Here is a 24,088-nt window from a genome sequence, read left to right on the forward strand (position 1 = left end):
ATCCGGCCGGCGAAGGCGGCCATCCGGTCCAGGACGGCGTGCACACCGGGCACCACGTTCTCGCCGTCGACCTCGACCACCGCGTCCCGCGGGGCACGCAGCGCGGTGTGCAGCACCGCCCGGTCCTCGGTGGTGTTGATCTTCTCGCCGCGGAACATCGCGTCCCGCAGCCCGAACACGTCGGTGGCGGCGGCCAGCTCGCGCAGCAGCCGCAGCGTCTCGTCGGTGACGAGGTGCTTGGAGTAGTCGATGTACAGGTCACCGACCTGGAGCGTGTATCCGCCGCCCCGGCCGGGGTCACCGGCGAACAGATCCCGCAGACCGGTGTCGGCGAGCTCCTCGCGGTGCTTGGCCAGAGCGGTCCACTCGGGCGTCTGATTGAGCCTGGAACGGCCGTCTGCGTTCATATCCGACTTCAGCCTTCTTTCCTGCCTGTCCCGCTGCGTACCTTGCCCCGCTGCCGCTCCCAACCTAATTGATCAGTTGAGCGGCGGCGCAACTACAGGTACGTCCGGCTGACGTGTTGGTGTCAGCACGGTGCGAGGACGGGCGGAGAAGACGAGATGAAGAAGGCGAGGCCGGGACGACCGGGCGAAGAGGGCAACGCCGGGACGGCCGGGCGGAGACGACATCGGGTCCGGCCGGACACCTCGTGATGTCCGGCCGGACCCGGTCGTCAGATCTCGCCCCGCAGTTTGGCGAGCGCCTCGGCGAGGATCGCCTCGCCGTCCGCGTCGCTGCGCCGCTCCCGCACATACGCCAGGTGCGTCTTGTAGGGCTCGGTGCGCGGCGGGTCCGGGGGGTTGTCCCGGTCCTGGCCGGCCGGGAAGCCGCAGCGCGGGCAGTCCCAGTTGTCGGGCACCTGTGCGTCACTGGCGAAGCTGGGCTGCGTCTCGTGCCCGTTGGAGCACCAGAAGGAGATGCGCAGCCGCGGCGCTGACTCGCCGCGCTCGGCCTCGCCCATCGGCCCCGCCCCGACCCGGCTTCCTCGGATCGCGTTGCCACTTGCCACGGTGTAACTCCCTGCGTGATGGTGCCGCGAAGCGAGTCGGCGTTTCGCTTCACTGCGAGCGCCTCAGTCTACGTAAGGCCCAACGCGCGTCCAGTGATTGGAGTTACCGCCCCCACACCCAGACGCAAGCCCCATGATAGGCCGCGCTCAGCGGCGCGTACCGAACATGGGGCGTTACGCACGAAACGCGCTCGCGCGCACTCCGTGGATCAGCTGTTGCCCTTCATCAGGATGCCGAGCACGATGATGCACGCGAACCACAGCACACCGATCACGACGGTGATGCGGTCGAGGTTGCGCTCGGCGACCGAGGAGCCGCCGACGGACGACTGCATGCCGCCACCGAACATGTCGGAGAGGCCGCCGCCCTTCCCCTTGTGCATCAGCACCAGAAGCATCATCAGCAGGCTGAAGATGATCAGGGCGATCGAGAACCCCAAAACCACGACTGGACCAACTTCCTCGGAACTGGATGGACGACGGGGGCCGGACTCATGAAGGAGTCCCGGCCCCCGCAAGGGTACGACGGATCGCCGCTAGCGCCTACTCACCGGTCGATCCACCGCCGACCGGCGACCGGCTCACTGGTCGCGGAAACGGACGATCTTGACGAACTCGTCGACGTCCAGCGAGGCACCGCCGACCAGGGCTCCGTCGATGTCGGCCTGCGCCATGATCTCGGCGACGTTGCCCGACTTCACGGAGCCGCCGTACTGGATGCGGACCTGGTCGGCCAGCTCCTGCGAGTACAGCTCGGCGACCTTGCCGCGGATGGCCGCGCAGACCTCCTGGGCGTCCCCGGCACCGCAGACCTTGCCGGTGCCGATGGCCCAGACCGGCTCGTAGGCGATCACGACGGACTCGGCCTGCTCGGCGGGGAGGTCCTTCAGGCCGCCCTCGACCTGGGCGAGGGTGTGGGAGACGTGGTCGCCCGCCTCGCGGACGTCCAGCTCCTCGCCCACGCACAGGATGGGGGTCAGGCCGTGCTTGTAGGCGGCCTTGACCTTGGCGTTCACGGTCTCGTCGGTCTCGTGGTGGTACTGACGGCGCTCGGAGTGGCCGATGGCCACATACGTGCACTTCAGCTTGGCCAGCATCGAGCCGGAGATCTCGCCGGTGTAGGCGCCGGAGTCGTGCGCCGAGAGGTCCTGGGCGCCGTACTTGATCTTGAGCTTGTCGCCGTCGACCAGCGTCTGCACCGAGCGCAGGTCGGTGAACGGCGGCAGGACGGTGACCTCGACGGCGTCGTAGTCCTTGTCGGCGAGGGCGAAGGCGAGCTTCTGGACGTGGGCGATGGCCTCGAGGTGGTTGAGGTTCATCTTCCAGTTGCCCGCCATCAGCGGCGTGCGAGTGGTCATACGGGGTCAGTCCTCCAGTGCGGCGAGGCCGGGGAGCGTCTTGCCCTCGAGGTATTCGAGGGAGGCGCCACCGCCGGTCGAGATGTGGCCGAATGCGTTCTCGTCGAAACCGAGGGTGCGCACCGCGGCGGCGGAGTCACCGCCGCCGACGACGGTGAAGCCCTTGGAGTCGACCAGGGCCTGGGCGACCGCCTTGGTGCCCTCGGCGTAGTCGGGGTGTTCGAAGACGCCCATGGGACCGTTCCAGAACACGGTCTCGGCGTCGGAGAGCTTGGCTGCGTACAGGGCGCCGGTCCTCGGGCCGACGTCCAGGCCCATCTGTCCCTCGGGCATCTTGTCCGAGTCGACGGCGGTGTGCTCGGTGGACGCCTTGGCCTTCAGGTCCGGGAATCCGGGGGCGACCACGACGTCGACCGGGAGCACCAGCTCCACGCCCAGCTTCTCGGCGCGCGCCAGGTACTCGGTGACGGCCGGGATCTGGTCCTCCTGGAGCAGCGAGGAGCCGACCTCGTGGCCCTTGGCCTTGAGGAAGGTGAAGGCCATGCCGCCGCCGATCAGGATGCGGTCGGCCTTGCCGAGGAGCTGGTCGATGACGGCGAGCTTGTCGGAGACCTTGGAGCCGCCGAGCGCGACGACGTAGGGGCGCGCGACGTCCTCGGTGAGCTTCTTCAGGACGCCGACCTCGGTGGCGATGAGGTAGCCGGCGTAGTGCGGCAGGCGGGCCGGCAGGTCGTACACGGAGGCGTGCTTGCGGTGCACCGCGCCGAAGCCGTCGCCCACGTAGACGTCGGCCAGGGCGGCGAGCCGGTCGGCGAACTCGCCGCGCTCGGTGTCGTCCTTGGACGTCTCGCCGGCGTTGAAGCGCAGGTTCTCGATGACCGCGACCTGGCCGGGCTCCAGGCCGTCCACGGCCTCGTGGGCGGCGGGGCCGACGGTGTCCTGCGCGAACGCGACCGGGGCGCCGAGGAGTTCGGCGAGCCGCTCGGCCGCGGGCAGCAGGGAGAAGGCGGGGTCCGGGGCGCCCTTGGGGCGGCCCAGGTGCGAGGCCACGATCACCTTGGCGCCCGCCTGCGCGAGGGCCTTGACGGTGGGCAGGACGGCGCGGATGCGGCCGTCGTCGGTGATCACGCCGTCGGCCAGCGGCACGTTGAGGTCGGCGCGGACGAAGACCCGCTTGCCGTCCACGCCGGAGGCGAGAAGTTCGTCGATCGTCTTCATGGAGGGGACTCCCGAGAGGGCTCGTGTTCGGAAGAGGGTTGATCTGCACGCGAGTCAGGGCTCGGACAGCGCGCCTGTGCGCCGCCCGAGCCCTGCACTCACATCGAGATGTCTGATTCGGCGATCAGAGCTGGTCGCCGACGAAGACCGTCAGGTCGACGAGGCGGTTGGAGTAGCCCCACTCGTTGTCGTACCAGCCGAGGATCTTCACCGTGTTGCCCTCCTGGACCATGGTCAGGGAGGAGTCGAAGGTGCAGGAGGCCGGGTCGCTGACGATGTCCGAGGAGACGATCGGGTCCTCGGTGTACGCCAGGAAGCCCTTGAGGTCGCCGTCCTCGGAGGCCTTCTTGAACGCGGCGTTGACCTCGTCGCGGGTGACCTCGCGCTGGAGCGTCACGACCAGGTCGGTGGCCGAGCCGGTCGGGACCGGGACGCGCATGGCGATGCCGTCGAGCTTGCCCTTGAGCTGCGGCAGGACCAGGGCGGTGGCCTTGGCGGCACCCGTCGTGGTCGGGATGATGTTCTCGGCGGCGGCGCGGGCGCGACGCAGGTCCTTGTGCGGGAAGTCCAGGATGCGCTGGTCGTTGGTGTACGCGTGGACCGTCGTCATCAGGCCCTTGACGATGCCGAAGTTCTCGTCGAGAACCTTGGCCATCGGCGCCACACAGTTCGTGGTGCAGGAGGCGTTGGAGATGACGTGGTGGTTCGCCGGGTCGTAGTCGCCCTGGTTGACGCCCATCACGATGGTGATGTCCTCGTCCTTGGCCGGAGCCGAGATGAGGACCTTCTTGGCGCCGCCGGCGATGTGCTTCTCGGCGTCGGCCTTCTTCGTGAAGATGCCCGTCGACTCGATGACGATGTCGACGCCGAGGTCGCCCCACGGGATGTCGGCGGGGTTGCGCTCGGACAGGACCTTGATGGTGTGGCCGTCGACGGTGATCGTGTCGGCGGTGTGCGACACCTCGGCCTTCAGACGGCCGAGGATGGTGTCGTACTTGAGCAGGTGCGCGGTGGTCGCGGTGTCACCCAGGTCGTTGACAGCCACGATCTCGATGTCTGCACCCTGCTCCAGCAGCGCGCGGAAGTAGTTACGACCGATGCGGCCAAAGCCGTTGATGCCTACGCGGATCGTCACGAACCGATCTCCTCGTTGGTACGCCGGTTGCGACACCGGCGAGCTAAATGGGATGTCCCCGACCGCCTACGACCCTACCCCTCGGAGACCTCCGGAGTGACATTGAGACGCCCCATACGCGGCGAGGCGGCCCGTACCCGCCAGTAGGGGTACGGACCGCCCGCTCCGATCATGCGATCGTCACCAGGTGTTACCCGGCGAGTGCCTTGAGCGCCTTGCCGATCAGGGCCGTTCGGTCGGCCGCCGCGGTGACGTGTTCCAGGCCGAAGCCGAGCAGCACGGTGTCGTCCGTGGTGACTGCTCCATAGGTGCGGAACAGCGCTCCGGTGCGCGCCCAGTCCTTGAGGACGGCGGGGCTGCCGGCCGGCGGCCCGGTGACCTGCCAGGCACCCAGGGACGTCTCGAATCCCTCGGTCTGGGTGGCGGTGCCGCCGACGACGAACGCCAGGTCGTCGGCGAGGACGCCGTGGCCGCCGCTGCCCGGGTCGGTGACATAGGCGAGGGAGACCTCGACGGACCTGCCGGCGTACGCGCTCAGGTCGAAGTCGACCTGCTGCCAGCCGGCGGAGGCCCCGGTGAAGGCGTTCCAGGAGCCGCTGGTGCCGGTGGCCGTGCAGCCGCTCGACGTCAGCGTCAGATAGTGCTTCAGCCAGGGGTGCTCATTGACGTAGAACCCGGCCCCGCACTCCGCCGGGACCGCGGTGCCGGTGGCGCCGCCCGCCTCGGGCAGCGTCGTCCAGTCCGCGCCGCCCACCGTGTGCGCCTCGACGACGGCGTTGTCGTAGCCCGGTTCGGTGTCCCACAGCAGTCGGCCGTGCAGGGTGGGCTTGTCGGCGGCGCTGACGCCGGTGAGGTCGATGGTGCGGGTGAGGCGCTTGTAGGCGTCGTCGGTGTGCACCGCGGCCGCCATGCCGGTACCGCTGTACGGCCCGTACGGGTTGACGGTCCCGGCGAACTGGCCCGCGCCCGCGCTCGCGAACTGCGGGTAGCCGGCCGTGGGCAGTTCGTCGGAGGTGACCCCGTAGGTACCCGCCCGGTCGAGCGGGTTGCCCGCCGCGGGGCCGAGCGCGCCGCCGGCGCCGGCGAGGGCTCCGGAGCCGGTGAAGCCGGTGGCTCCGGGCGTCGACGTACGCGAGTAGGCGCCGAGGTAGTACTGGCTGAAGTCGTTCGAGAGCGTGCCGTCGCCGAGGTCCACGCTGCCGCCGGCCTGCTCGCCGGCCTCGATCAGCTTGCCGCCCTCGTTGAGGTAGGCGCGCAGCTGGAGCTGGGTGGGGTTGCCGGGCCGGCCCGCACCCGTGTAGTGGACGACCGTCCGGAAGTGGTCCAGCACGCCGAGCGCGTCGGGGGCGCCCTGGGCGGCGACGTCCCAGACGACCGCCTTGCGGCCGTTGGCCTTCAGCGCGTCCACGTACGTCTGCGCCTGTACGGCGGTCGCGCCCTCCTCGGCGACGACGAGCGTGTCGGCCTTGGCCCGCTCGGCGACGGTGTAGGTGAAGTGCTCGCTGGCGGTGGGCTTCCCGTTCGGGGACCTGCCGGTGAACCAGACCTCGACCTTGTCGCCCGGTGCGCCGCCCCGGACCTTTGCCCGGTACTCGTCGAAGTAGAGGTTGTCGTCACCGCCGTAGGTCTCGCCGCCCTTCCAGGCCTTGAGCGCCTGGTCGTGGGTACGGCCGCCGTTGACGCGGTACCTGAGCTCCTTGTCGCGCACCGACCTGCGCACGACGACGGAGACCTCCTGGTCCGCGCCGCGCGCGTACGACGTCGGGAACGCGGCCGGGGTGAAGTCGGCGGCGGTCAGGCCGACCGAGGACGAGGGCCGGTCGGGATGGGCCGCGGTCTCGGCGACGGAGAGCGCGAACGGGACGTTCTTGGCGAACTCCTGCTGGATCAGCTTCTCGTCGTCCGGGAAGTTGAAGACCGACTGGCAGTCGGAGGCGTTCCAGGTGTCGTTCGGGTCGAGGTCCGACGCGGTCTGGCAGGTCGACATCTCGGGGGTGAACATCGCCATGCCGTTGACGTTGCCGGCGTGGCCGTCCGCCTCGCCGTTGGTGGTGTAGAGCTCCGAGGAGACCTGCGGGTGGTAGCCCGGGATCGCGGAGTTCGCGGGGGTGCCGGCCAGCGCCTTGTACAGGACGTCGTCCGGGGTCGGGGTGGCGACCTGCCAGCCGACACCGTAGAGGAGCAGCTCGGCGGCGGAGTGGTAGTTGATGCCGTACGTGAAGCCGATCCGCTTCTCGAACGCGTCCAGCGCCTTCGTCTCGGGCTCGGAGGCCGGGGCCGCGCCGCGGTAGGTCTCACTGGTGGGGTTGGGGGACGAGCCCTCGTCGTCGTAGCCCCACTTGTAGGCGAAGTTGCGGTTGAGGTCGACGCCGTCGCCGGTGCTGATGACACCGTCGCCGTTGACGTCCCGCAGGTTCTTGCGCCACAGGCGGGTGTCGCTGTTCTGGAAGGTGTAGTCGTAGCCGTCGGGGTTGGCCGACAGGACGAACCACAGCTCGGTGGAGTCGACGATCTTCTTGATCCGCTTGTCGGTCTTGTAGTTGTCCAGGTAGTAGTGCAGCAGCCGCCTGGTCATCTCCGGCGTGATCCACTCGCGCGCGTGCTGGTTGGACATGTACAGCACGGAGGGCTTGGAGCCGTCCCGGGACTTCTTGGCGCCCTTGGTCAGTTTGAGCGCGAGGATGTCCTGGCCGTCGACCGTCTTGCCGATGGAGACGACCTTGGTGAGGCCGGGGTTCTCCTGGCCGGTCCTGACGATCTCCTCCTTCAGGCCGCCGCTGCCGCCGTACGGGCGGAACACGCCCTCGGCGGCGGCCGCGACGCGGTTCTCCGCCTTGGCCGAGAGGGTGTGCTCGGTGAGGTCGACGCCCTGCCGCTCCAGCTTCCTCGCCTGGTCGTCGGTGAGGTAGACCTCGACGTCGGCCGTGCCCCGCTCGGGCGCCTGTTCGGCGAGTTCCTGGCCGTCCTGTCCGGCGGCCAGCAGCAGGGGTAACTGCTGCTTGGTGATCTCGGCGCGATAGACCTTGACCTCGTCCGGTCCGGACGCGGTCGCCGGGTTTCCGCTCTGCGCCTGGGCGATGGGTGCGATGCTCGCTCCGCCGATCAGGAGCGCGCCGACAGCGAGGATCGATCTCGCTCTGTGTCTCATGAACCCCCCTAGCAGTGGTCCGCCACGACGACGAACACCTGCCAGGCTCATGACACTTCATGATCCAGTCAAGAGTGCATCAAAGACGGACAAACGCCGGTGCCCGGGTTCCCGTGGGCTGGGGCACCGGCGTGTCGGGTGCGGACCGATCAGCCGACCAGGTTGTCGGCCAGGTCCTCGGAGATGTTGGCCTCGGTGCCCGGGATGCCAAGATCGGAGGCCCGCTTGTCGGCCATCGCCAGCAGTCGGCGGATCCGGCCGGCGACCGCGTCCTTGGTCAACGGCGGGTCGGCGAGCGCGCCCAGCTCCTCCAGGGAGGCCTGCTTGTGCTCCATGCGCAGCCGGCCCGCTGCCGCCAGGTGCTCGGGCACCTCGTCGGCGAGGATCTCCAGGGCACGCTGGACACGGGCACCGGCGGCGACGGCCGCACGGGCCGAGCGGCGCAGGTTGGCGTCGTCGAAGTTGGCGAGGCGGTTCGCCGTGGCCCGCACCTCGCGGCGCATCCGCCGCTCTTCCCAGGCCAGCACGGACTCGTGCGCGCCGAGCCGGGTGAGCAGCGCGCCGATCGCGTCGCCGTCCCGGACGACGACCCGGTCCACCCCGCGGACCTCACGGGCCTTCGCCGCGATGGACAGCCGACGGGCGGCGCCGACCAGGGCGAGGGCGGCCTCCGGCCCCGGGCAGGTCACCTCGAGGGACGACGAGCGGCCGGGTTCGGTCAGCGAGCCGTGTGCCAGGAACGCTCCGCGCCAGGCCGCCTCGGCGTCACAGGTGGCCCCGGAGACCACCTGCGGGGGCAGCCCGCGGATCGGACGGCCGCGGCCGTCCACCAGACCGGTCTGCCGGGCCAGCTGGTCGCCGCCCGCGACCACCCGCACCACATAGCGCGAGCCGCGGCGCAGACCGCCCGGCGCCATCACGATCAGCTCGGAAGTGTGGCCGAAGATCTCCAGGACGTCCCGCTTGAGCCGGCGGGCCGCCATCGCGGTGTCCAGCTCCGCCTCGATCACGATGCGCCCGCTCACCAGGTGAAGGCCGCCGGCGAACCGCAGGACGGCGGAGACCTCCGCCTTTCTGCAGCAGGTCCGGGTGACGGGGAGCCGGGAGATCTCATCCTTCACCGCTGCCGTCATCGCCATGGGCCGATCCTTCCATGCATCCGAAAAATACGGTCGTACGCGGCGGCGAGGAGCTCCGGGTCGTGCCGCGAAGTCCCATCGGCCCTGGCCACCGGCGCCAGCTCGACCGCGGCCCCGAACCGGTTGGCGGCTTCGATCAGCGAGTCGCGGTCGGGCACGGCGGCCTCGTCGGCCAGCACCACGTCCAGGGCGAGTTTAGGGGCGTGTCGTCCCAAAACCTCCAAATGACGCTGCGGGGAGAACCCTTCGGTTTCTCCGGGCTGCGGTGCGAGGTTCAGGGAGAGTACCCGGCGCGCCTTGGTCTGCGTGAGCGCGTCCAGCAGTTCCGGCACCAGCAGGTGCGGGATGACCGAGGAGAACCAGGAGCCGGGGCCGAGCACCACCCAGTCCGCGTCCAGGACCGCGGCGACGGCCTCGGGCACGGCGGGCGGGTCGTTCGGCACGAGGTGCACGGACTGCACCTCGCCCGGGGTGAGGGCGACCGTCGCCTGGCCGCGGACGGTGCCTATCTCCTCCGGCCGGTCCGGGTCGTGGCCGCGGACCAGGGCCTGGAGCTCCAGCGGCACGGCGGACATGGGCAGCACCCGTCCGTGCGCGCCGAGCAGCTTGCCGACCAGGTCCAGGGCCTGCACATGGTCGCCGAGCTGCTCCCACAGGGCGACGATCAGCAGATTGCCGACCGCGTGCTCGTGCAGGTCGCCCTTGGACTCGAAGCGGTGCTGGATGACGCGGGCCCAGGTCTGGCCCCAGTCGTCGTCGCCGCACAGCGCGGCCAGCGCCTTGCGCAGGTCGCCGGGCGGCAGTACGCCCAGTTCGTCGCGCAGGCGTCCGCTGGAGCCGCCGTCGTCGGCCACGGTGACGACGGCGGTGAGGTCGCCGGTGATCCGGCGCAGCGCGGCGAGCGAGGCGGACAGGCCCATGCCGCCGCCGAGGGCGACGACCTTGGGCTGGGCGCCGCGGCGGCGGGGCTTGCCGCCGCGGGCCTCGACCGGCCGGTTCACGCGTCCGTCGGGTACCCCCCGGCGCAGTCGGCCCAGCCGCAGAGTTCGTGCCGTCATTCCCGTCCCATGTCCCGGTGTACGACCACCGTCTCCACACCCTCGGCCGCAAGGCGCGCGGCAAGTTTCTCCGACATCGCGACCGAACGGTGCTTCCCGCCCGTACAGCCGACCGCGATCGTCACATAACGCTTGCCCTCACGGCGATAGCCCGCGGCAACCAGTTGGAGGAGCTCCGCGTAGCGGTCGAGGAACTCCTTCGCGCCGGGCTGGTTGAAGACGTACGCCGCGACCTCCTCGTTGACCCCGGTGAAGGGGCGCAGCTCGGGGACCCAGTGCGGATTGGGCAGGAAGCGCATGTCCACGACCAGGTCGGCGTCGACCGGGAGACCGTACTTGAAGCCGAAGGACATGACGGTGGCCCGCAGCTCGGGCTCCTCCTCGCCGGCGAACTGGGCGTCCATCTTGGCGCGCAGCTCGTGCACGTTCAGGCTGGAGGTGTCGATCACCAGGTCGGCGTCGCCGCGCAGCTCGCGCAGCAGCTCGCGCTCGGCGGCGATGCCGTCGACGATCCGGCCGTCGCCCTGGAGCGGGTGCGGGCGGCGCACCGACTCGAAGCGGCGCACCAGGGCGTCGTCGGAGGACTCCAGGAAGACGACCCGGTGCGTGACGCCCCGGACGTCGAGGTCCGCGAGGGACTCGCGGAGGTTGTCGAAGAACCGGCGGCCGCGCACGTCGACGACGACCGCGATCCGTGCCACGTTGCCCTGCGAGCGGGCGCCGAGCTCCACCATGGTGGGGATCAGAGCGGGCGGGAGGTTGTCGACGACGAACCAGCCGAGGTCCTCCAGACACTTGGCGGCCGTAGAGCGTCCGGCCCCCGACATGCCGGAGATGATCACCAGCTCGGGGATGACCGCGTCCGGGTTCCCGGGCGGTGTGCTGTCCGTACTCACCTGTGCTCCGTCTTCATGGCGTGCGTCCTGCGGCCCGTCCTGCCCGGGTGCGTCCTGCTGGGGTGCATCCTGCCCGGTCGCGCCGTGCCGGGGTGCATCCTGCCCGGCGGAATTGTCGCGCGTCTCGCCAGGCGTGCGTTCTCGGTCCGCTGTGGGTTGCGTCTCGTGCTCGGTCATGGTTCCTGCCCCCGTCGTTCGTCGGGGACGCCCGCGGTCACGGGGTCCCCAGGAGCGTCCGCCGTCGTCTCGGGCGCCCCGGCTTCGTGGTCTTCTTCCATGATCTCTCCAGTGGCCGTGTTCACGGCGGGCGCGGCCGGAGCCGCCTGGGCGAGGGTCACGGCGACGGTCTCGGCCGTCTTGCGGCCTATGCCCGGAACCTCGCAGATCTCGTCGATGGTCGCGGAGCGCAGTTTCTTCACCGACCCGAAGTGCTTGATCAGTGCCTGCTTACGGGTCTCGCCCAGGCCCGGCACGTCGTCCAGGGGGCCGGACCTGAAGCGCTTGGCGCGCTTGGTGCGCTGGTAGGTGATCGCGAAGCGGTGGGCCTCGTCACGGACGCGCTGGAGCAGGTAGAGGCCCTCGCTGGTGCGGGGCAGGACGACCGGGTCGTCCTGGTCCGGCAGCCAGACCTCCTCCAGTCGCTTGGCCAGGCCGCAGACGGCGATGTCGTCGATGCCGAGCTCGTCCAGGGCCCGCTTGGCCGCCGCGACCTGCGGCTGACCGCCGTCGACGACGACGAGCTGGGGCGGGTAGGCGAAGCGCTTGGGCCGCCCGTCCTCCTCGGTGAGGGGGTGTGTCCCGTTCGTACCACCACCGACGTCACCGTCGACGGCACCGCCGTCGCTCCCGCCGGCCTGCTCGTCGGCCGTGCCGTCGGTCCACTCCCCCGTGCGCTCCTTCTCCACGAGGTAGCGCCGGAACCGGCGGGTGATCACCTCGTGCATGGAGCGGACATCGTCCTGGCCCTCGAAGCCCTTGATCTGGAAGCGGCGGTACTCGCCCTTGCGCTGCAACCCGTCCTCGAAGACGACCATCGAGGCGACCACGTCGTCACCCTGGAGATGGGAGATGTCGTAGCACTCGATCCTCAGGGGTGCGCTGTCCAGTTCGAGGGCGTCCGCGATCTCCTCCAGGGCGCGTGAGCGCGTGGTCAGGTCGGAGGCCCGCCTGGTCTTGTGCAGGACGAGCGCCTGCTGGGCGTTGCGCTCGACCGTCTCCATCAGGGCCCGCTTGTCGCCGCGCTGCGGGATGCGCAGGGACACCTGGGAGCCACGGCGACCGGTCAGCCACTCCTGCACGGGCTCCACCGGCTCGGGCAGGGCCGGCACGAGGACCTCCTTGGGGACGGCGTCCCCGCGCTCCTCGCCGTAGAGCTGCTGGAGCGCGTGCTCGACGAGGGCGCCGGTGGTGATCTCCTCCACCTTGTCGGTCACCCAGCCGCGCTGGCCGCGCACACGACCGCCGCGGACGTGGAAGATCTGGACCGCCGCCTCCAGCTCGTCCTCCGCGACCGCCACGAGGTCGGCGTCGGTCGCGTCGGCGAGCACGACCGCGTTCTTCTCCATGGCCTTGCGCAGGGCCTCGATGTCGTCGCGCAGGCGGGCGGCCCGCTCGTACTCCATCTCCTCGGCCGCCTCCGCCATCTGCCGCTCCAGACGGCGCAGGTACGTGCCGGTGCGGCCGGTCATGAAGTCGCAGAAGCCGTCGGCCAGTTCGCGGTGCTCCTCGGCGGAGACCCGTCCCACACAGGGCGCCGAACACTTGCCGATGTAGCCGAGCAGACAGGGGCGGCCGGTGCGGGACGCGTTTTTGAAGACGCCCGCCGAGCAGGTGCGCACGGGGAAGACGCGCAGCAGCAGGTCGACGGTGTCGCGGATGGCCCACGCGTGCACGTAGGGACCGAAGTAGCGCACGCCCTTCTTCTTGTGACCGCGCATCACCTGCACGCGCGGGAACTCCTCGTTCATCGTCACCGCGAGGTACGGGTAGCTCTTGTCGTCGCGGTACTTGACGTTGAACCGGGGGTCGTACTCCTTGATCCAGGAGTACTCCAGCTGGAGCGCCTCGACCTCCGTGGACACGACGGTCCACTCCACGGACGCGGCGGTGGTCACCATCGTCCGGGTGCGCGGGTGCAGGCCCGCCAGGTCCTGGAAGTAGTTCGCCAGGCGCTGACGCAGGCTCTTCGCCTTGCCGACGTAGATCACCCGGCGGTGCTCGTCGCGGAACCTGTACACCCCGGGAGAGTCCGGGATCTGTCCCGGCTTGGGGCGGTAGCTGGAGGGGTCGGCCATGTCTCACACCCTACTGGCGAGGGGCGACACTCCGGCGAGGCTGTGGACAACGTCGGCCGGGGTCCCGGTCACCGGGAGTGACACATGGCGTACGAGCAGTCCAGGCAGCGCGGGCGGAGCGCGCGGGCGGACGGTCCGCCCGGCCCGGGGACGGGCCGCCGCGGCACGGTGCGGACTCGGCCAGGAGTCCTCCGCGGTTGGGCATCAGGTGTTGTCGGGACTTGGTCAACACGCTTCAATGCGGGGGAACTCGGGGCCGCGCAGGACGGCTTACGGGCGTGACGACTCCCGACGCAGGCCGGGTGGCCCCGGTTCCGCTCCCCCGAACGGTCTGACCAGCCGTTGTGACATTCACAGAAAGGCCCCTGCATGCCGCACGCCACACAGCACGCGGACGTCGCCGCCGATGTCGCCGTCGCGGAACTGGACACGGCCCTGCGAGGCGGCCCCTTCCACGTCGCCCTGCGGGCCGCGATCGCGGCCCGCGGACTGCCGCTGCAACGCGTGCAGCACCACCTCTCCCGCTACGGGGTGAAGGTCGGCGTCACCAGCCTGAGCTACTGGCAGCAGGGCGCCCGCCGCCCGCAGCGCCCCGAGTCGCTGCGGGCCGTCCGGGCCCTGGAGGAGATACTGCAACTCCCGGACGAGTCGTTGATACGTCTGCTCGCGGAATCCGAGGACGGCACCCACCGCGACCGGTCCTCGTCCCGCTCCTACCGCTCTTTCGTCGCGGCTTCGGGAGTCCTCGAACATCTGCTGGCCGAACTGGAGTGCCCTGTCGACAACGGACTCGACTCCCTGGGCCACCACGAGCGGGTGCGGATCGGCACCCGGGGCGAGCTCCTGGCGCGCGAGTCGCACCACATCGTGCGGGCCCACCGCGACGGCGTCGACCGCTTCGTGGCCGTCCACCACGGCGACCAGGGCTGCGCACCGGAACGGATGTCGGTGCGGGCCCTGGAGAACTGCCGCACGGGACGCGTCCGCCGGCACCACGACACCGGTGTGCTCGTGGCCGAGCTGCTCTTCGACACCCGGCTGCGCTCCGGCGACACGTTCCTCTTCCGCTACGCCGTCGAGGACGGTACGGCCGGCGCCTCCCGCGAGTACCTCCGCGAGTTCGGCATGGCGGGCGGTCAGTACGCCCTGGAGGTGTGCTTCGACGCGCACACGCTGCCGGTGCGCTGCCATCGGTTCACCCAGCATTCCGCGGCGGCCCCGCGCAGCGGCCGTCAGGGGCTGGCGCTCAGCCCGCAGCACCGCTCGGTGCATCTCGTCGAGCCCCGGGTGCGAGCGGGGCTCGTGGGCATCGGGTGGGACTGGGAGTGAGCGCGGGGCGCTCGGCGCCTGCTGCGATCAGGCCTCGGGCCCCGCGACGATCCGGCCGTCCTTGACCTCGACCGCCAGTTCCGTCAGCGGCACGGTGGCCGGGGCGTGCACCACCTTGCCCGTCAGCGCGTCGAACCGGCTGCCGTGACAGGGGCAGACCAAGGTCGTCCCCTCCAGCTTGTTGATGGGGCACAACGCGTGCGTGCAGATCGTGCTGTACGCCTTGAGGGTGCCGTCCTCGCGCCGGCCGACCACCACGTTGTGGTCCCGGTACAGCTTGGCGCCGCCCGGGGCGATCTCGCTCTCCGCGCCCACCTGGACCGGGGCGGTCGGCACGGCGGGCGAGGTCTGCCCGGTCGCACAGGCGGCGAGGCCGAACCCGGCGACGGGCGCGGCGGCCGCCCCGCGCAGAAGGGTGCGGCGGCTCGGGACAGGACGGCCGGGCATGAGGAACTCCACGGGTCGGGGGCGATACCTTCCGACCCTAACGGAGGACGGCGTTCCGGCCGGGCGCGAGGACGGGCACCGCGGGGGAACGCCCGCACAGGCGTTTTACGCCGGGGACCGGATGGGATACGTTCCCGGCTGCGTCGGCCGTCCGGAGCAGCCCGCCCGGCCGCGACAGCCCGCCCGGACACCACGGCCCGGGCGGCCCGCACCGCCGCGGAAAGGACCCGGACTCGTGATCGTCGTCGCCGGTGAGGCACTGATCGACCTGGTACCGCAGGGCCCCGGCGCCCTGGCGGGCCTGACGCCGGTGCCGGGCGGTGGTCCGTACAACACCGCCGTGGCCCTCGGCCGTCTCGGCTCCCCCACGGCCTTCTGCTCCCGCACCTCCTACGACGCCTTCGGCGAGGCGCTGCTCGACGGGCTGCGCCGGGCGGGGGTTGACGTGTCGGCCGTGCAGCGCGGCACGGAGCCGACCACACTGGCCGCCGCGACGCTCGACGCGAGCGGCTCGGCCGCCTACTCCTTCTATGTCGAAGGCACCGCCGACCGGCTGTTCACGGCGCCGGACCGGCTGCCCGACCGGACCCGGGCGGTGTCCTTCGGGACCTGTTCACTGGTCCTCGAACCCGGTGCGAGCGCCTACGCGGAACTGCTGCGCTCCTCGTCCGGGCAGGGCCTGTTCACCACCTTGGACCCGAACATCCGGCCCGGTCTGATTCCCGACGCGGACGCCTACCGGGCGCGCTTTCGGAGCTGGCTGCCGTCGGTCACGCTGCTGAAGCTCTCCGAGGACGACGCCCGTTGGCTCGGCGGCACCCCGGGCGAGTGGCTCGCGGCCGGCCCCTCGGCCGTCGTGATCACGCGCGGCGGTGAAGGGCTCACCGTCTTCACCGGGGACGGCGGGGAGCACTCCGTGCCGGGCGAGAAGGCCGACGTCGTGGACACCATCGGCGCCGGGGACACGGTGAACGCGGCCCTGCTGCACGGCCTGTCCGTCCAGGACGCACTCTCCCCCGGGGCGCTGGCCTCGCTGGGCGCCGACGGCTGGACCCGGCTGCTGCGGTTCGCGGCGCGCGCGGCCGCGCTCACCTGCTCCCGCGCGGGCGCGCAGCCACCGTACGCCCACGAGCTCGGCGAGCTGTAGCGGGGCACGCCCCGCTCTCCGCACCGCCCGCCCGGCCGCCGACGAGGGCGTCGTCGGCGGCCGGGCGGTGCGGACGACGGGTCAGGCCTTGCGGGCCCGTGCCGTCTTCTTCGCCGGGGCGGCCTTCTTCGTGGCGCTCGTGGCCTTCTTCGTCGCCGTGTTGTTGGCGGTGGTGGTCGCCCTGGCCGTGGCCGTCTTCTTCGTGGCCGACCTGGCGGCGACCGTCTTGGCGGCCGTCTTGCGGCGCGAGGCCTGCGCCGGGACGGCGTCGCTGATCCGGTCGGCGGACAGGATCTCGCGCAGGAACTTGCCGGTGTGGCTGGCCGGAACCCCTGCGACCTGCTCGGGCGTGCCCTCGGCGATGACGAGGCCACCGCCGGCGCCGCCCTCCGGGCCCATGTCGACGACCCAGTCCGCGGTCTTGATCACGTCGAGGTTGTGCTCGATGACGATGACCGTGTTGCCCTTGTCGACCAGACCGGACAGCACCTTCAGCAGCTTGCTGATGTCCTCGAAGTGCAGACCGGTGGTCGGCTCGTCCAGGACGTAGACCGTGCGGCCGGTGGAGCGCTTCTGCAGCTCGCTGGCGAGCTTGACGCGCTGCGCCTCACCGCCGGACAGGGTGGTCGCGGACTGGCCGAGCCGGACGTAGCCGAGACCGACGTCCTTGAGGGTCCTGAGGTGCCGGGAGATCGCCGGGACGGCGTCGAAGAAGTCCGTCGCCTCCTCGATCGGCATGTTCAGGACATCGGCGATGGACTTGCCCTTGTAGTGGACGTCCAGGGTCTCCCGGTTGTAGCGCGCGCCGTGGCAGACCTCGCACGGGACGTACACGTCCGGCAGGAAGTTCATCTCGATCTTGATGGTGCCGTCGCCCGCGCAGTTCTCGCAGCGGCCGCCCTTGACGTTGAAGGAGAAGCGGCCGGGCAGATAGCCCCGGACCTTCGCCTCGGTGGTCTCCGCGAACAGCTTGCGCACATGGTCGAACACACCGGTGTACGTCGCGGGGTTCGACCGCGGGGTGCGGCCGATGGGCGACTGGTCGACGTGGACGACCTTGTCGACGAGGTCGTCGCCGTCCACGCGCGTGTGCCGGCCCGGGACGTTCCGCGCGCCGTTCAGTTCGCGGGCCAGGTGGGTGTAGAGGATGTCGTTGACCAGGGTCGACTTGCCGGACCCGGACACGCCCGTGACCGCGGTGAACACGCCCAGCGGGAAGGACACGTCGATGTCCTGGAGGTTGTTCTCCCGGGCGCCGTGCACCGTCAGATGCCGCGACGGGTCGAGCGGGCGCCTGATGTCGGGCACCGGGATGGCCTTCTTCCCGGACAGGTACTGGCCGGTCTGCGACTCGGGGTTGGCGAGCAGCCCCTTCAGGTCGCCGCTGTGCACGACCTTGCCGCCGTGCTCGCCCGCGCCCGGGCCGATGTCGACGACCCAGTCGGCGACCTTGATGGTGTCCTCGTCGTGCTCGACGACGATGAGCGTGTTGCCCATGTCGCGGAGCCGGACCAGGGTCTCGATCAGCCGGTGGTTGTCGCGCTGGTGCAGGCCGATGGACGGCTCGTCGAGGACGTAGAGGACGCCGACGAGTCCGGAGCCGATCTGGGTGGCCAGGCGGATGCGCTGGGCCTCGCCGCCGGAGAGGGTGCCGGCCGCGCGGTTGAGCGAGAGGTAGTCCAGGCCGACGTCGACCAGGAACCGCAGCCGCTCGTTGACCTCCTTCAGCACGCGCTCGGCGATCTTCTTGTCGCGGGCGTTCAGCTTGAGTTGGCCCAGGAAGTCGGCGCAGTCGCTGATGGACATCGCGGAGACCTCGGCGATGGACTTCTCCATGACCGTGACCGCGAGGACGATCGGCTTCAGGCGCGTGCCCCGGCAGGTGGGGCAGGGCACCTCGCGCATGTAGCCCTCGAAGCGCTCACGGCTGGCGTCGCTCTCGGCCTCGCCGTGCCGGCGCTTGACGAACGGGACGGCACCCTCGAAGGCGGTCGTGTACACGCGCTCGCGCCCGTAGCGGTTGCGGTAGCGGACCTCGATCTGGGTCTTGTGGCCGTACAGCAGGGCCTTCCTGGCGCGCTGCGGCAGGCCGGCGAAGGGGATGTCCGTCCGGAAGCCGAGCGCCTCCGCCAGGGCGCCGATCAGCCGGCCGAAGTAGTCCTTGGTGTGCCCGTGCGACCAGGGGTGGATGGCGCCTTCGTCGAGGGACTTGTCCTCGTCCGGGACGATCAGTTCGGGGTCGACCTCCATGCGCGTGCCGATGCCGGTGCACTCGGGGCAGGCGCCGAAGGGCGAGTTGAAGGAGAAGGAACGGGGCTCCAGCTCCTCGAAGGACAGGTCGTCGTACGGGCAGTACAGGTGCTCCGAGTACATGCGCTCGCGCTCGGGGTCGTCCGCGGCGAGGTCCACGAAGTCGAGCACGACCATGCCGCCGGACAGGCCGAGGGCGGTCTCCACCGAGTCGGTGAGGCGGCGCTTGGCGGACTCCTTCACCGTGAGGCGGTCGATGACCACCTCGATGGTGTGCTTCTCCTGCTTCTTCAGTGCGGGCGGGTCGGAGAGCTGGATGGTCTCGCCGTCCACGCGGGCGCGGCTGTACCCCTTGGTCTGGAGGTCGGCGAACAGGTCGGCGAACTCGCCCTTGCGCTCCCGCACCAGCGGCGACAGCACCTGGAAGCGGCTCCCCTCGGGCAGCTCCAGGACCTTGTCGACGATGGCCTGCGGCGACTGGCGCGAGATCGGCCGGCCGCACTCGGGGCAGTGCGGCTTGCCGATGCGGGCGAACAGCAGACGTAGGTAGTCGTAGACCTCGGTGATGGTGCCGACCGTCGAGCGCGGGTTGCGCGAGGTCGACTTCTGGTCGATGGAGACCGCCGGGGAGAGGCCTTCGATGAAGTCGACGTCGGGCTTGTCCATCTGGCCGAGGAACTGGCGGGCGTACGAGGAGAGCGACTCCACGTAGCGGCGCTGTCCCTCGGCGAAGATCGTGTCGAAGGCCAGCGAGGACTTGCCCGACCCGGACAGGCCCGTGAAGACGATGAGCGAGTCCCGTGGGAGGTCGAGCGAGACATTCTTCAGGTTGTGCTCGCGCGCGCCACGGACGATGAGACGGTCGGCCACGCCGGTCCGCACCTTTCTTGAGAGAAGAGACAGGGGCGAGCCCCTGTGCTTCTCAGACTAGGGGGAGCCACTGACAACGCCGGTCGGATTCCAGGACGCATAACAATCCCCGTCCCTCCAGCATGCCCGACGCCGCACTCGACCATATAGCACGTGCATTCGATTTATGGGCTCGGTCGGCATCCTTCACCCGAAGGAGTGGCGGGGCTAGGGTCGACCTCATGATTGATCACGCACGTGACCTGGCGTCTGTACGTGACGCGACCGACCGACTGCTCGCCGCAGCCTCCAAACTGGACAACGCCTCACTGGCCGAGGCGTCACGGCTGCCCGGCTGGAGCCGCGGACACGTCCTCGCCCACCTCGCCCGCAACGCGGACGCCCTCGTGAACGTCCTCGAGGGACGCCCCATGTACCCCACCGCCGAGACCCGCGCCGCCGACATCGAGCGCGATGCGCCCCGGCCGCTCGACACCCAGCTCGCCGACCTGCGCGAGAGCGCCGACCGCTTTCAGCAGACCGGCTCCGCGCCGGCGGACTGGTCGCGCACGGTGCAGTTGCGCAACGGGGTCAGCGACACCGCGGCCCGCGTGCCCTTCCGGCGCCTGATCGAGGTCGAGCTGCACCACGTGGACCTCGGGATCGGATACGAGGCGGAGGACCTGCCGGCGGAATTCGTCGAGCGGGAGACCGACTTCCTGGTCGAACGCTTCGCCGGGCACGCCGACGTACCGTCGACCCGCCTCACCGACGGCACCCGCACCTGGGACACCGGCAGGTCGGCGGCCGGCCCCGAGGTCACCGTCACCGGGTCGCCCGCGGACCTGCTCTGCTGGCTCGCCGGCCGACGCGACGGATCCGCCCTGACGGTGACCGGCGCGGCGCTTCCGACGCTGCCTCCGCTGTAGCCATGAGCGGCCCCGGGCCGCTCTCCGGCTATAGGCTGACCGCCATGACGTACAGCGGACAGGTGACGGTCGGCGGCCCGGCGGACGTGCACGAGCTCAAGGACCTGATGATCACCAAGATCGCGGTCGGCCCGATGGACAACAACGCCTATCTGTTGCGCTGCCGGGCCACCGACGAGCAGTTGCTGATCGACGCGGCGAACGACGCGGACACCCTGCTCGGCATGATCGGTGACGACGGCATCGCGTCCGTCGTCACCACTCATCAGCACGGCGACCACTGGCAGGCGCTCGCCGCGGTCGTCGCGGGCACCGGCGCCCGCACCTACGCCGGGCGGGCGGACGCCGAGGGCATCCCGGTGCCGACCGACGTCCCGGTCGACGACGGCGACACCATCCGGGTGGGCCGCGTGGAGCTCACCGCGCGCCATCTGGTCGGGCACACGCCGGGATCGATCGCCCTCGTCTACGACGACCCGCACGGACACCCGCACGTCTTCACCGGGGACTGCCTCTTCCCGGGCGGCGTGGGCAACACCCGCAAGGACCCGAAGGCGTTCGCCAGCCTCATCCACGACGTCGAGACGAAGATCTTCGACGTCCTCCCGGACGAGACCTGGGTCTACCCGGGGCACGGAGACGACACCACGCTCGGCGCCGAGCGCCCGCACCTGCCGGAGTGGCACGCGCGGGGGTGGTGAACTCCCCTCGCACGGCGGGCGCGTGGCACTGCACCACGCGCCCCGTGTGAGTCACGCGGTGTGAATCACGCGCACGCACCCGCGCGCGCCGGACTACGCGCCGGCCTGCGCGGGCCCGGCCAACGCGGCCACCCGCTCCACCCCGAACACGTACCCCTGCACCCCGCATCCCGCGATGACGCCGTCGGCGCGCAGCGAGACGTACGAGTGGTGCCGGAACGACTCACGCTTGTGGATGTTGGAGATGTGCACCTCCAGCACCGGCAGGCCGTCACAGGTGTTGAGCGCGTCCAGGATCGCGACGGAGGTGTGCGAGTAGGCGCCCGGGTTGATCACGATCCCGCAGTGGTTCAGCCGTGCCTCGTGGATCCAGTCGATCAACTCGCCCTCGTGGTTGGACTGGCGGAAGTCCACCGTGCCGCCGTGCGCGGCCGCCGCGGCGAAGCACAGGGCCTCGATGTCGGCGAGGGTGTCGGAGCCGTAGATCTCCGGCTGACGCTGTCCCAGGAGATTCAGGTTGGGACCGTTGAGGATCATGATGGGGGCGTTGGCCAGGGTGCGGGGCACGGTTCCTCCGGTCCGTTCGGGCTGAGCGTTCGCGAGGGGCGGTCCGCCGGGGAGCGCCGCTCGCACCCGGTCTATCACGGTGCCACCGGGCGCCCGCCGCGCCCCCTCACGCCCCCGTAACCCTTGGTCACTGTGGGTAGTTGACGCGTCATGCGTGATGCACACACCGTAAGGGCGCCCGGCATGTTGCGGCTCGCGACCGCCTCGCTCGCCGGGACAGCCATCGAGTTCTACGACTTCTTCGTCTACGGGACCGCCGCGGCGCTGGTCCTGGGCCCGCTGTTCTTCCCGACCTTCTCGCCGCTGGCCGGGACGCTGGCCGCGTTCGGCACGTTCGGGGTGGGCTTCCTGGCGCGTCCGCTGGGGTCCATGTTGTTCGGGCACGTCGGGGACCGGCACGGGCGGCGGCCGGTGCTCGTCGCGTCGCTGCTGCTGACCGGCCTCTCGACGGTCGCGGTCGGGTGCGTCCCGACCTACGACAGGATCGGCGCGGCCGCCCCCGTACTGCTGCTGGTCCTGCGCTTCCTCCAGGGGCTGGGACTGGGCGGGGAGTGGGGCGGGGCGGTGCTGCTGACCGCGGAACACGCGCCGGAGCAACGGCGCGGGCTGTGGTCGGGCTTCCCGCAGATCGGTCCTTCGGTGGGCTTCCTGCTGGCCAACGGCGTGATGCTGGCCCTGTCGGCGGCCCTGTCCGACGCCCGGTTCGCCCAGTGGGGGTGGCGGGTGCCGTTCTGGGCGGCCGGCCTGCTGGCCGTCGCGGGGCTGTGGCTGCGCTCGTCGATCACCGAGAGCCCCCGCTTCCTGGAGCTCGACGGCAAGGCGCGGCTGCCCCTCGCCGAGGTCGCGCGCGACCACTGGCGGCTGGTGCTGCTCACCGCGGGCGCGCTCGCGGCCGGGTACGCGATCTTCTACGCCGTGACGACCTGGTCCCTCGCCTTCGCCACGGAACGCCTCGGGGTCGACCGCACGGTCATGCTGATGTGCATCATGGCCGCGGTGGTGGTGAAGGGGGCGCTGACCCCGGTGGCGGCGGTTCTCGGTGACCGCTTCGGGCGGCGCCCCATGTGCCTGGCCGGGTGTGCGGGCTCCGCCCTGTGGATGTTCCCGATGGTCGCGCTCCTGTCCACCGGCGCGCCGCTGCTGATGTTCCTCGGCTTCCTGGGCGCGCTGATCGCGTTCATCACGATGTTCGCCGTGATCGCCGCCTATCTGCCGGAGCTGTACGACCCTCGGGTGCGCTGCACCGGCGCCGCGGTGGGCTACAACCTCGGCGGTGTGCTCGGGGGCGCGCTCACCCCGATCGTGGCGACGGCGCTCGCCGAACACGGCGGTCGGGTCCCCTGGGGTGTCGGCGCCTATCTGACCGGCATCGCGCTGCTCAGCCTCGGCTGCTTCACCCTGCTGCCGGAGACCCGCCCGGTGCGCGTCCCGCTCGCGCAACCCGTCCTGGACTGACCGCCCCGGCCCCGGGCGAGGCCCTCACGGGTTCTCACGGGTTGATCGCCAGTTCCAGGTAGGCGGCGAACAGCACCAGGTGGACGCCGCCCTGGAGCGGTGTGGCCCGGCCGGGGACCACGGTCAGCGAGGCCACCACCACAGTCAGGGCGAGCAGCACCATGTGGGTGGCGCTCAGGCCGAGGACGAGCGGGCCGGCGAGCCAGAGCGACGCGAGGGCGACCGCGGGGATGGTCAGGCCGATGCTGGCCATCGCCGATCCGAGGGCGAGGTTGAGACTGGTCTGCACCCGGTCGCGGCGGGCGGAGCGCAGCGCGGCGATGGTCTCGGGCAGCAGCACGAGCAGCGCGATGATCACACCGACGACGGCGTGATGGAGGCCGGCGGCCTCGACGCCCGACTCGATCGCCGGCGAGACGCCCTTGGCCAGCCCCACGACTCCGATCAGGGCGAGTCCCAGCAGCACCAGGCTGATCCGCGCGGTGCGGGCGGACGGCGCCACCGCGTGTTCCTCCACGGCGATCCCACCGCCCTGCCGGGCGATCGGCAGGAAGTAGTCGCGGTGGCGCACGGTCTGGGTCGCCACGAACAGGCCGTACAGGATCAGCGAGGACAGTGCGGCGAAGGTGAGCTGCACGGAGGAGAACTCCGGGCCCGGCTTGCTCGTGGTGAACGTGGGCAGCACCAGGCTGAGGGTGGCCAGGGTCGCGACCGTCGCGAGGGCGGCGCCGGTGCCCTCGGGGTTGAAGATCGCCGTGCCGTGACGCAGCGAGGCGACGAGAAGGCTCAGGCCGACGATCCCGTTACAGGTGATCATCACCGCCGCGAACACCGTGTCCCGGGCGAGGGTGGAGCTCTTGGCCCCGCCGTCCGCCATGAGGGTGACGATCAGGGCGACCTCGATGATCGTGACGGCGATGGCGAGCACCAGGGAGCCGAAGGGTTCGCCCACCCGGTGGGCCACCACCTCGGCGTGGTGCACGGCGGCCAGCACCGCCCCGGCCAGGACCACGGTCACCACGGCTACCAGCACGCCGGGCAGATTGCGTCCCCAGGTGAGGATCAGCAGGACGACCGCGGCCAACGGCACGAGGGATGTCCACTGCGTGGCGAGCGACCTGAGCCGAGCGATCATGGAGCGATCGTCGCAGAGGCC

Annotated in this window: 19 protein-coding genes and 1 pseudogene; 5 read left to right on the forward strand and 15 right to left on the reverse strand. The window is 70.8% G+C overall.

The features are described 5' to 3' along the window. The 11 genes and pseudogenes from ACWC24_RS16000 to uvrC all read right to left on the reverse strand — a co-directional run. Positions 1-407, reverse strand: a pseudogene (locus tag ACWC24_RS16000) (glucose-6-phosphate isomerase); the annotation flags it as partial. Between the two features lie 269 nt (positions 408-676). Then, positions 677-964: an RNA polymerase-binding protein RbpA gene (locus ACWC24_RS16005; protein WP_037668570.1), complete on the reverse strand. Its 288-nt coding sequence runs from the start codon at positions 962-964 to the stop codon at positions 677-679. 257 nt (positions 965-1,221) lie between these two features. Continuing rightward, entirely contained in the window at positions 1,222-1,452 is a 231-nt protein-coding gene (secG, locus tag ACWC24_RS16010) for a preprotein translocase subunit SecG (RefSeq protein WP_450663573.1), read from the reverse strand. A 141-nt stretch (positions 1,453-1,593) separates the two neighbouring features. After that, positions 1,594-2,370, reverse strand: a complete 777-nt coding sequence (gene tpiA, locus ACWC24_RS16015; protein WP_450663431.1) for a triose-phosphate isomerase — start codon at positions 2,368-2,370, stop codon at positions 1,594-1,596. Between the two features lie 6 nt (positions 2,371-2,376). Next, positions 2,377-3,588, reverse strand: a complete 1,212-nt coding sequence (locus tag ACWC24_RS16020; RefSeq protein WP_450663432.1) for a phosphoglycerate kinase — start codon at positions 3,586-3,588, stop codon at positions 2,377-2,379. 124 nt (positions 3,589-3,712) lie between these two features. Then, positions 3,713-4,723: a type I glyceraldehyde-3-phosphate dehydrogenase gene (gap, locus tag ACWC24_RS16025; protein ID WP_450663433.1), complete on the reverse strand. Its 1,011-nt coding sequence runs from the start codon at positions 4,721-4,723 to the stop codon at positions 3,713-3,715. A 190-nt stretch (positions 4,724-4,913) separates the two neighbouring features. Then, positions 4,914-7,871, reverse strand: coding sequence for a M14 family zinc carboxypeptidase (locus ACWC24_RS16030; RefSeq protein WP_450663434.1), 2,958 nt, complete (start codon positions 7,869-7,871; stop codon positions 4,914-4,916). Between the two features lie 149 nt (positions 7,872-8,020). Beyond that, complete coding sequence (whiA, locus tag ACWC24_RS16035; protein WP_450663435.1) at positions 8,021-9,010, reverse strand: DNA-binding protein WhiA; 990 nt, start codon at positions 9,008-9,010, stop codon at positions 8,021-8,023. After that, on the reverse strand, positions 9,001-10,068 hold the full coding sequence (locus ACWC24_RS16040) for a gluconeogenesis factor YvcK family protein (RefSeq protein WP_450663436.1): 1,068 nt from the start codon (positions 10,066-10,068) through the stop codon (positions 9,001-9,003). Before ACWC24_RS16040 ends, whiA begins: the two co-directional genes overlap by 10 nt. Then, the gene (gene rapZ / locus ACWC24_RS16045; RefSeq protein WP_450663437.1) at positions 10,065-11,141 is read right to left on the reverse strand and encodes an RNase adapter RapZ; all 1,077 of its coding nucleotides are present in this window, start codon (positions 11,139-11,141) and stop codon (positions 10,065-10,067) included. Before rapZ ends, ACWC24_RS16040 begins: the two co-directional genes overlap by 4 nt. Continuing rightward, positions 11,138-13,258, reverse strand: coding sequence for an excinuclease ABC subunit UvrC (uvrC, locus tag ACWC24_RS16050; RefSeq protein ID WP_450663438.1), 2,121 nt, complete (start codon positions 13,256-13,258; stop codon positions 11,138-11,140). The genes rapZ and uvrC overlap by 4 nt, the downstream gene beginning before the upstream one ends. Before the next feature lie 369 nt (positions 13,259-13,627). Here uvrC and ACWC24_RS16055 point away from each other — a divergent pair, with 369 nt between their 5' ends. Then, complete coding sequence (locus ACWC24_RS16055; protein WP_450663439.1) at positions 13,628-14,587, forward strand: hypothetical protein; 960 nt, start codon at positions 13,628-13,630, stop codon at positions 14,585-14,587. Positions 14,588-14,614: 27 nt separating this feature from the next. Here the strand turns inward: ACWC24_RS16055 and ACWC24_RS16060 are convergent, their stop codons facing one another. Then, positions 14,615-15,034: a Rieske 2Fe-2S domain-containing protein gene (locus ACWC24_RS16060; RefSeq protein ID WP_450663440.1), complete on the reverse strand. Its 420-nt coding sequence runs from the start codon at positions 15,032-15,034 to the stop codon at positions 14,615-14,617. Positions 15,035-15,269: 235 nt separating this feature from the next. On the opposite strand from ACWC24_RS16060, the gene ACWC24_RS16065 reads away from it, so the two are divergent. Next, positions 15,270-16,181: a carbohydrate kinase family protein gene (locus tag ACWC24_RS16065; protein ID WP_450663441.1), complete on the forward strand. Its 912-nt coding sequence runs from the start codon at positions 15,270-15,272 to the stop codon at positions 16,179-16,181. A gap of 81 nt (positions 16,182-16,262) precedes the next feature. Here ACWC24_RS16065 and uvrA read toward each other — a convergent pair whose 3' ends face one another. Next, the gene (gene uvrA / locus ACWC24_RS16070; RefSeq protein WP_450663442.1) at positions 16,263-19,301 is read right to left on the reverse strand and encodes an excinuclease ABC subunit UvrA; all 3,039 of its coding nucleotides are present in this window, start codon (positions 19,299-19,301) and stop codon (positions 16,263-16,265) included. Positions 19,302-19,522: 221 nt separating this feature from the next. Here uvrA and ACWC24_RS16075 point away from each other — a divergent pair, with 221 nt between their 5' ends. Both ACWC24_RS16075 and ACWC24_RS16080 read left to right on the forward strand, forming a co-directional pair. Then, entirely contained in the window at positions 19,523-20,209 is a 687-nt protein-coding gene (locus ACWC24_RS16075) for a maleylpyruvate isomerase family mycothiol-dependent enzyme (protein ID WP_450663443.1), read from the forward strand. Positions 20,210-20,253: 44 nt separating this feature from the next. Then, positions 20,254-20,910: an MBL fold metallo-hydrolase gene (locus ACWC24_RS16080; protein WP_450663444.1), complete on the forward strand. Its 657-nt coding sequence runs from the start codon at positions 20,254-20,256 to the stop codon at positions 20,908-20,910. Between the two features lie 93 nt (positions 20,911-21,003). Here the strand turns inward: ACWC24_RS16080 and aroQ are convergent, their stop codons facing one another. Next, positions 21,004-21,477: a type II 3-dehydroquinate dehydratase gene (aroQ, locus tag ACWC24_RS16085; RefSeq protein ID WP_450663445.1), complete on the reverse strand. Its 474-nt coding sequence runs from the start codon at positions 21,475-21,477 to the stop codon at positions 21,004-21,006. Positions 21,478-21,627: 150 nt separating this feature from the next. On the opposite strand from aroQ, the gene ACWC24_RS16090 reads away from it, so the two are divergent. Continuing rightward, on the forward strand, positions 21,628-22,932 hold the full coding sequence (locus ACWC24_RS16090; RefSeq protein WP_450663446.1) for an MFS transporter: 1,305 nt from the start codon (positions 21,628-21,630) through the stop codon (positions 22,930-22,932). 34 nt (positions 22,933-22,966) lie between these two features. Here ACWC24_RS16090 and ACWC24_RS16095 read toward each other — a convergent pair whose 3' ends face one another. Continuing rightward, positions 22,967-24,067 (reverse strand): calcium:proton antiporter, encoded by a 1,101-nt coding sequence (locus tag ACWC24_RS16095; RefSeq protein ID WP_450663447.1) that lies wholly within the window; start codon positions 24,065-24,067, stop codon positions 22,967-22,969. Positions 24,068-24,088 lie beyond the last annotated feature (21 nt).

Source organism: Streptomyces sp. NPDC001443, from assembly GCF_053597355.1.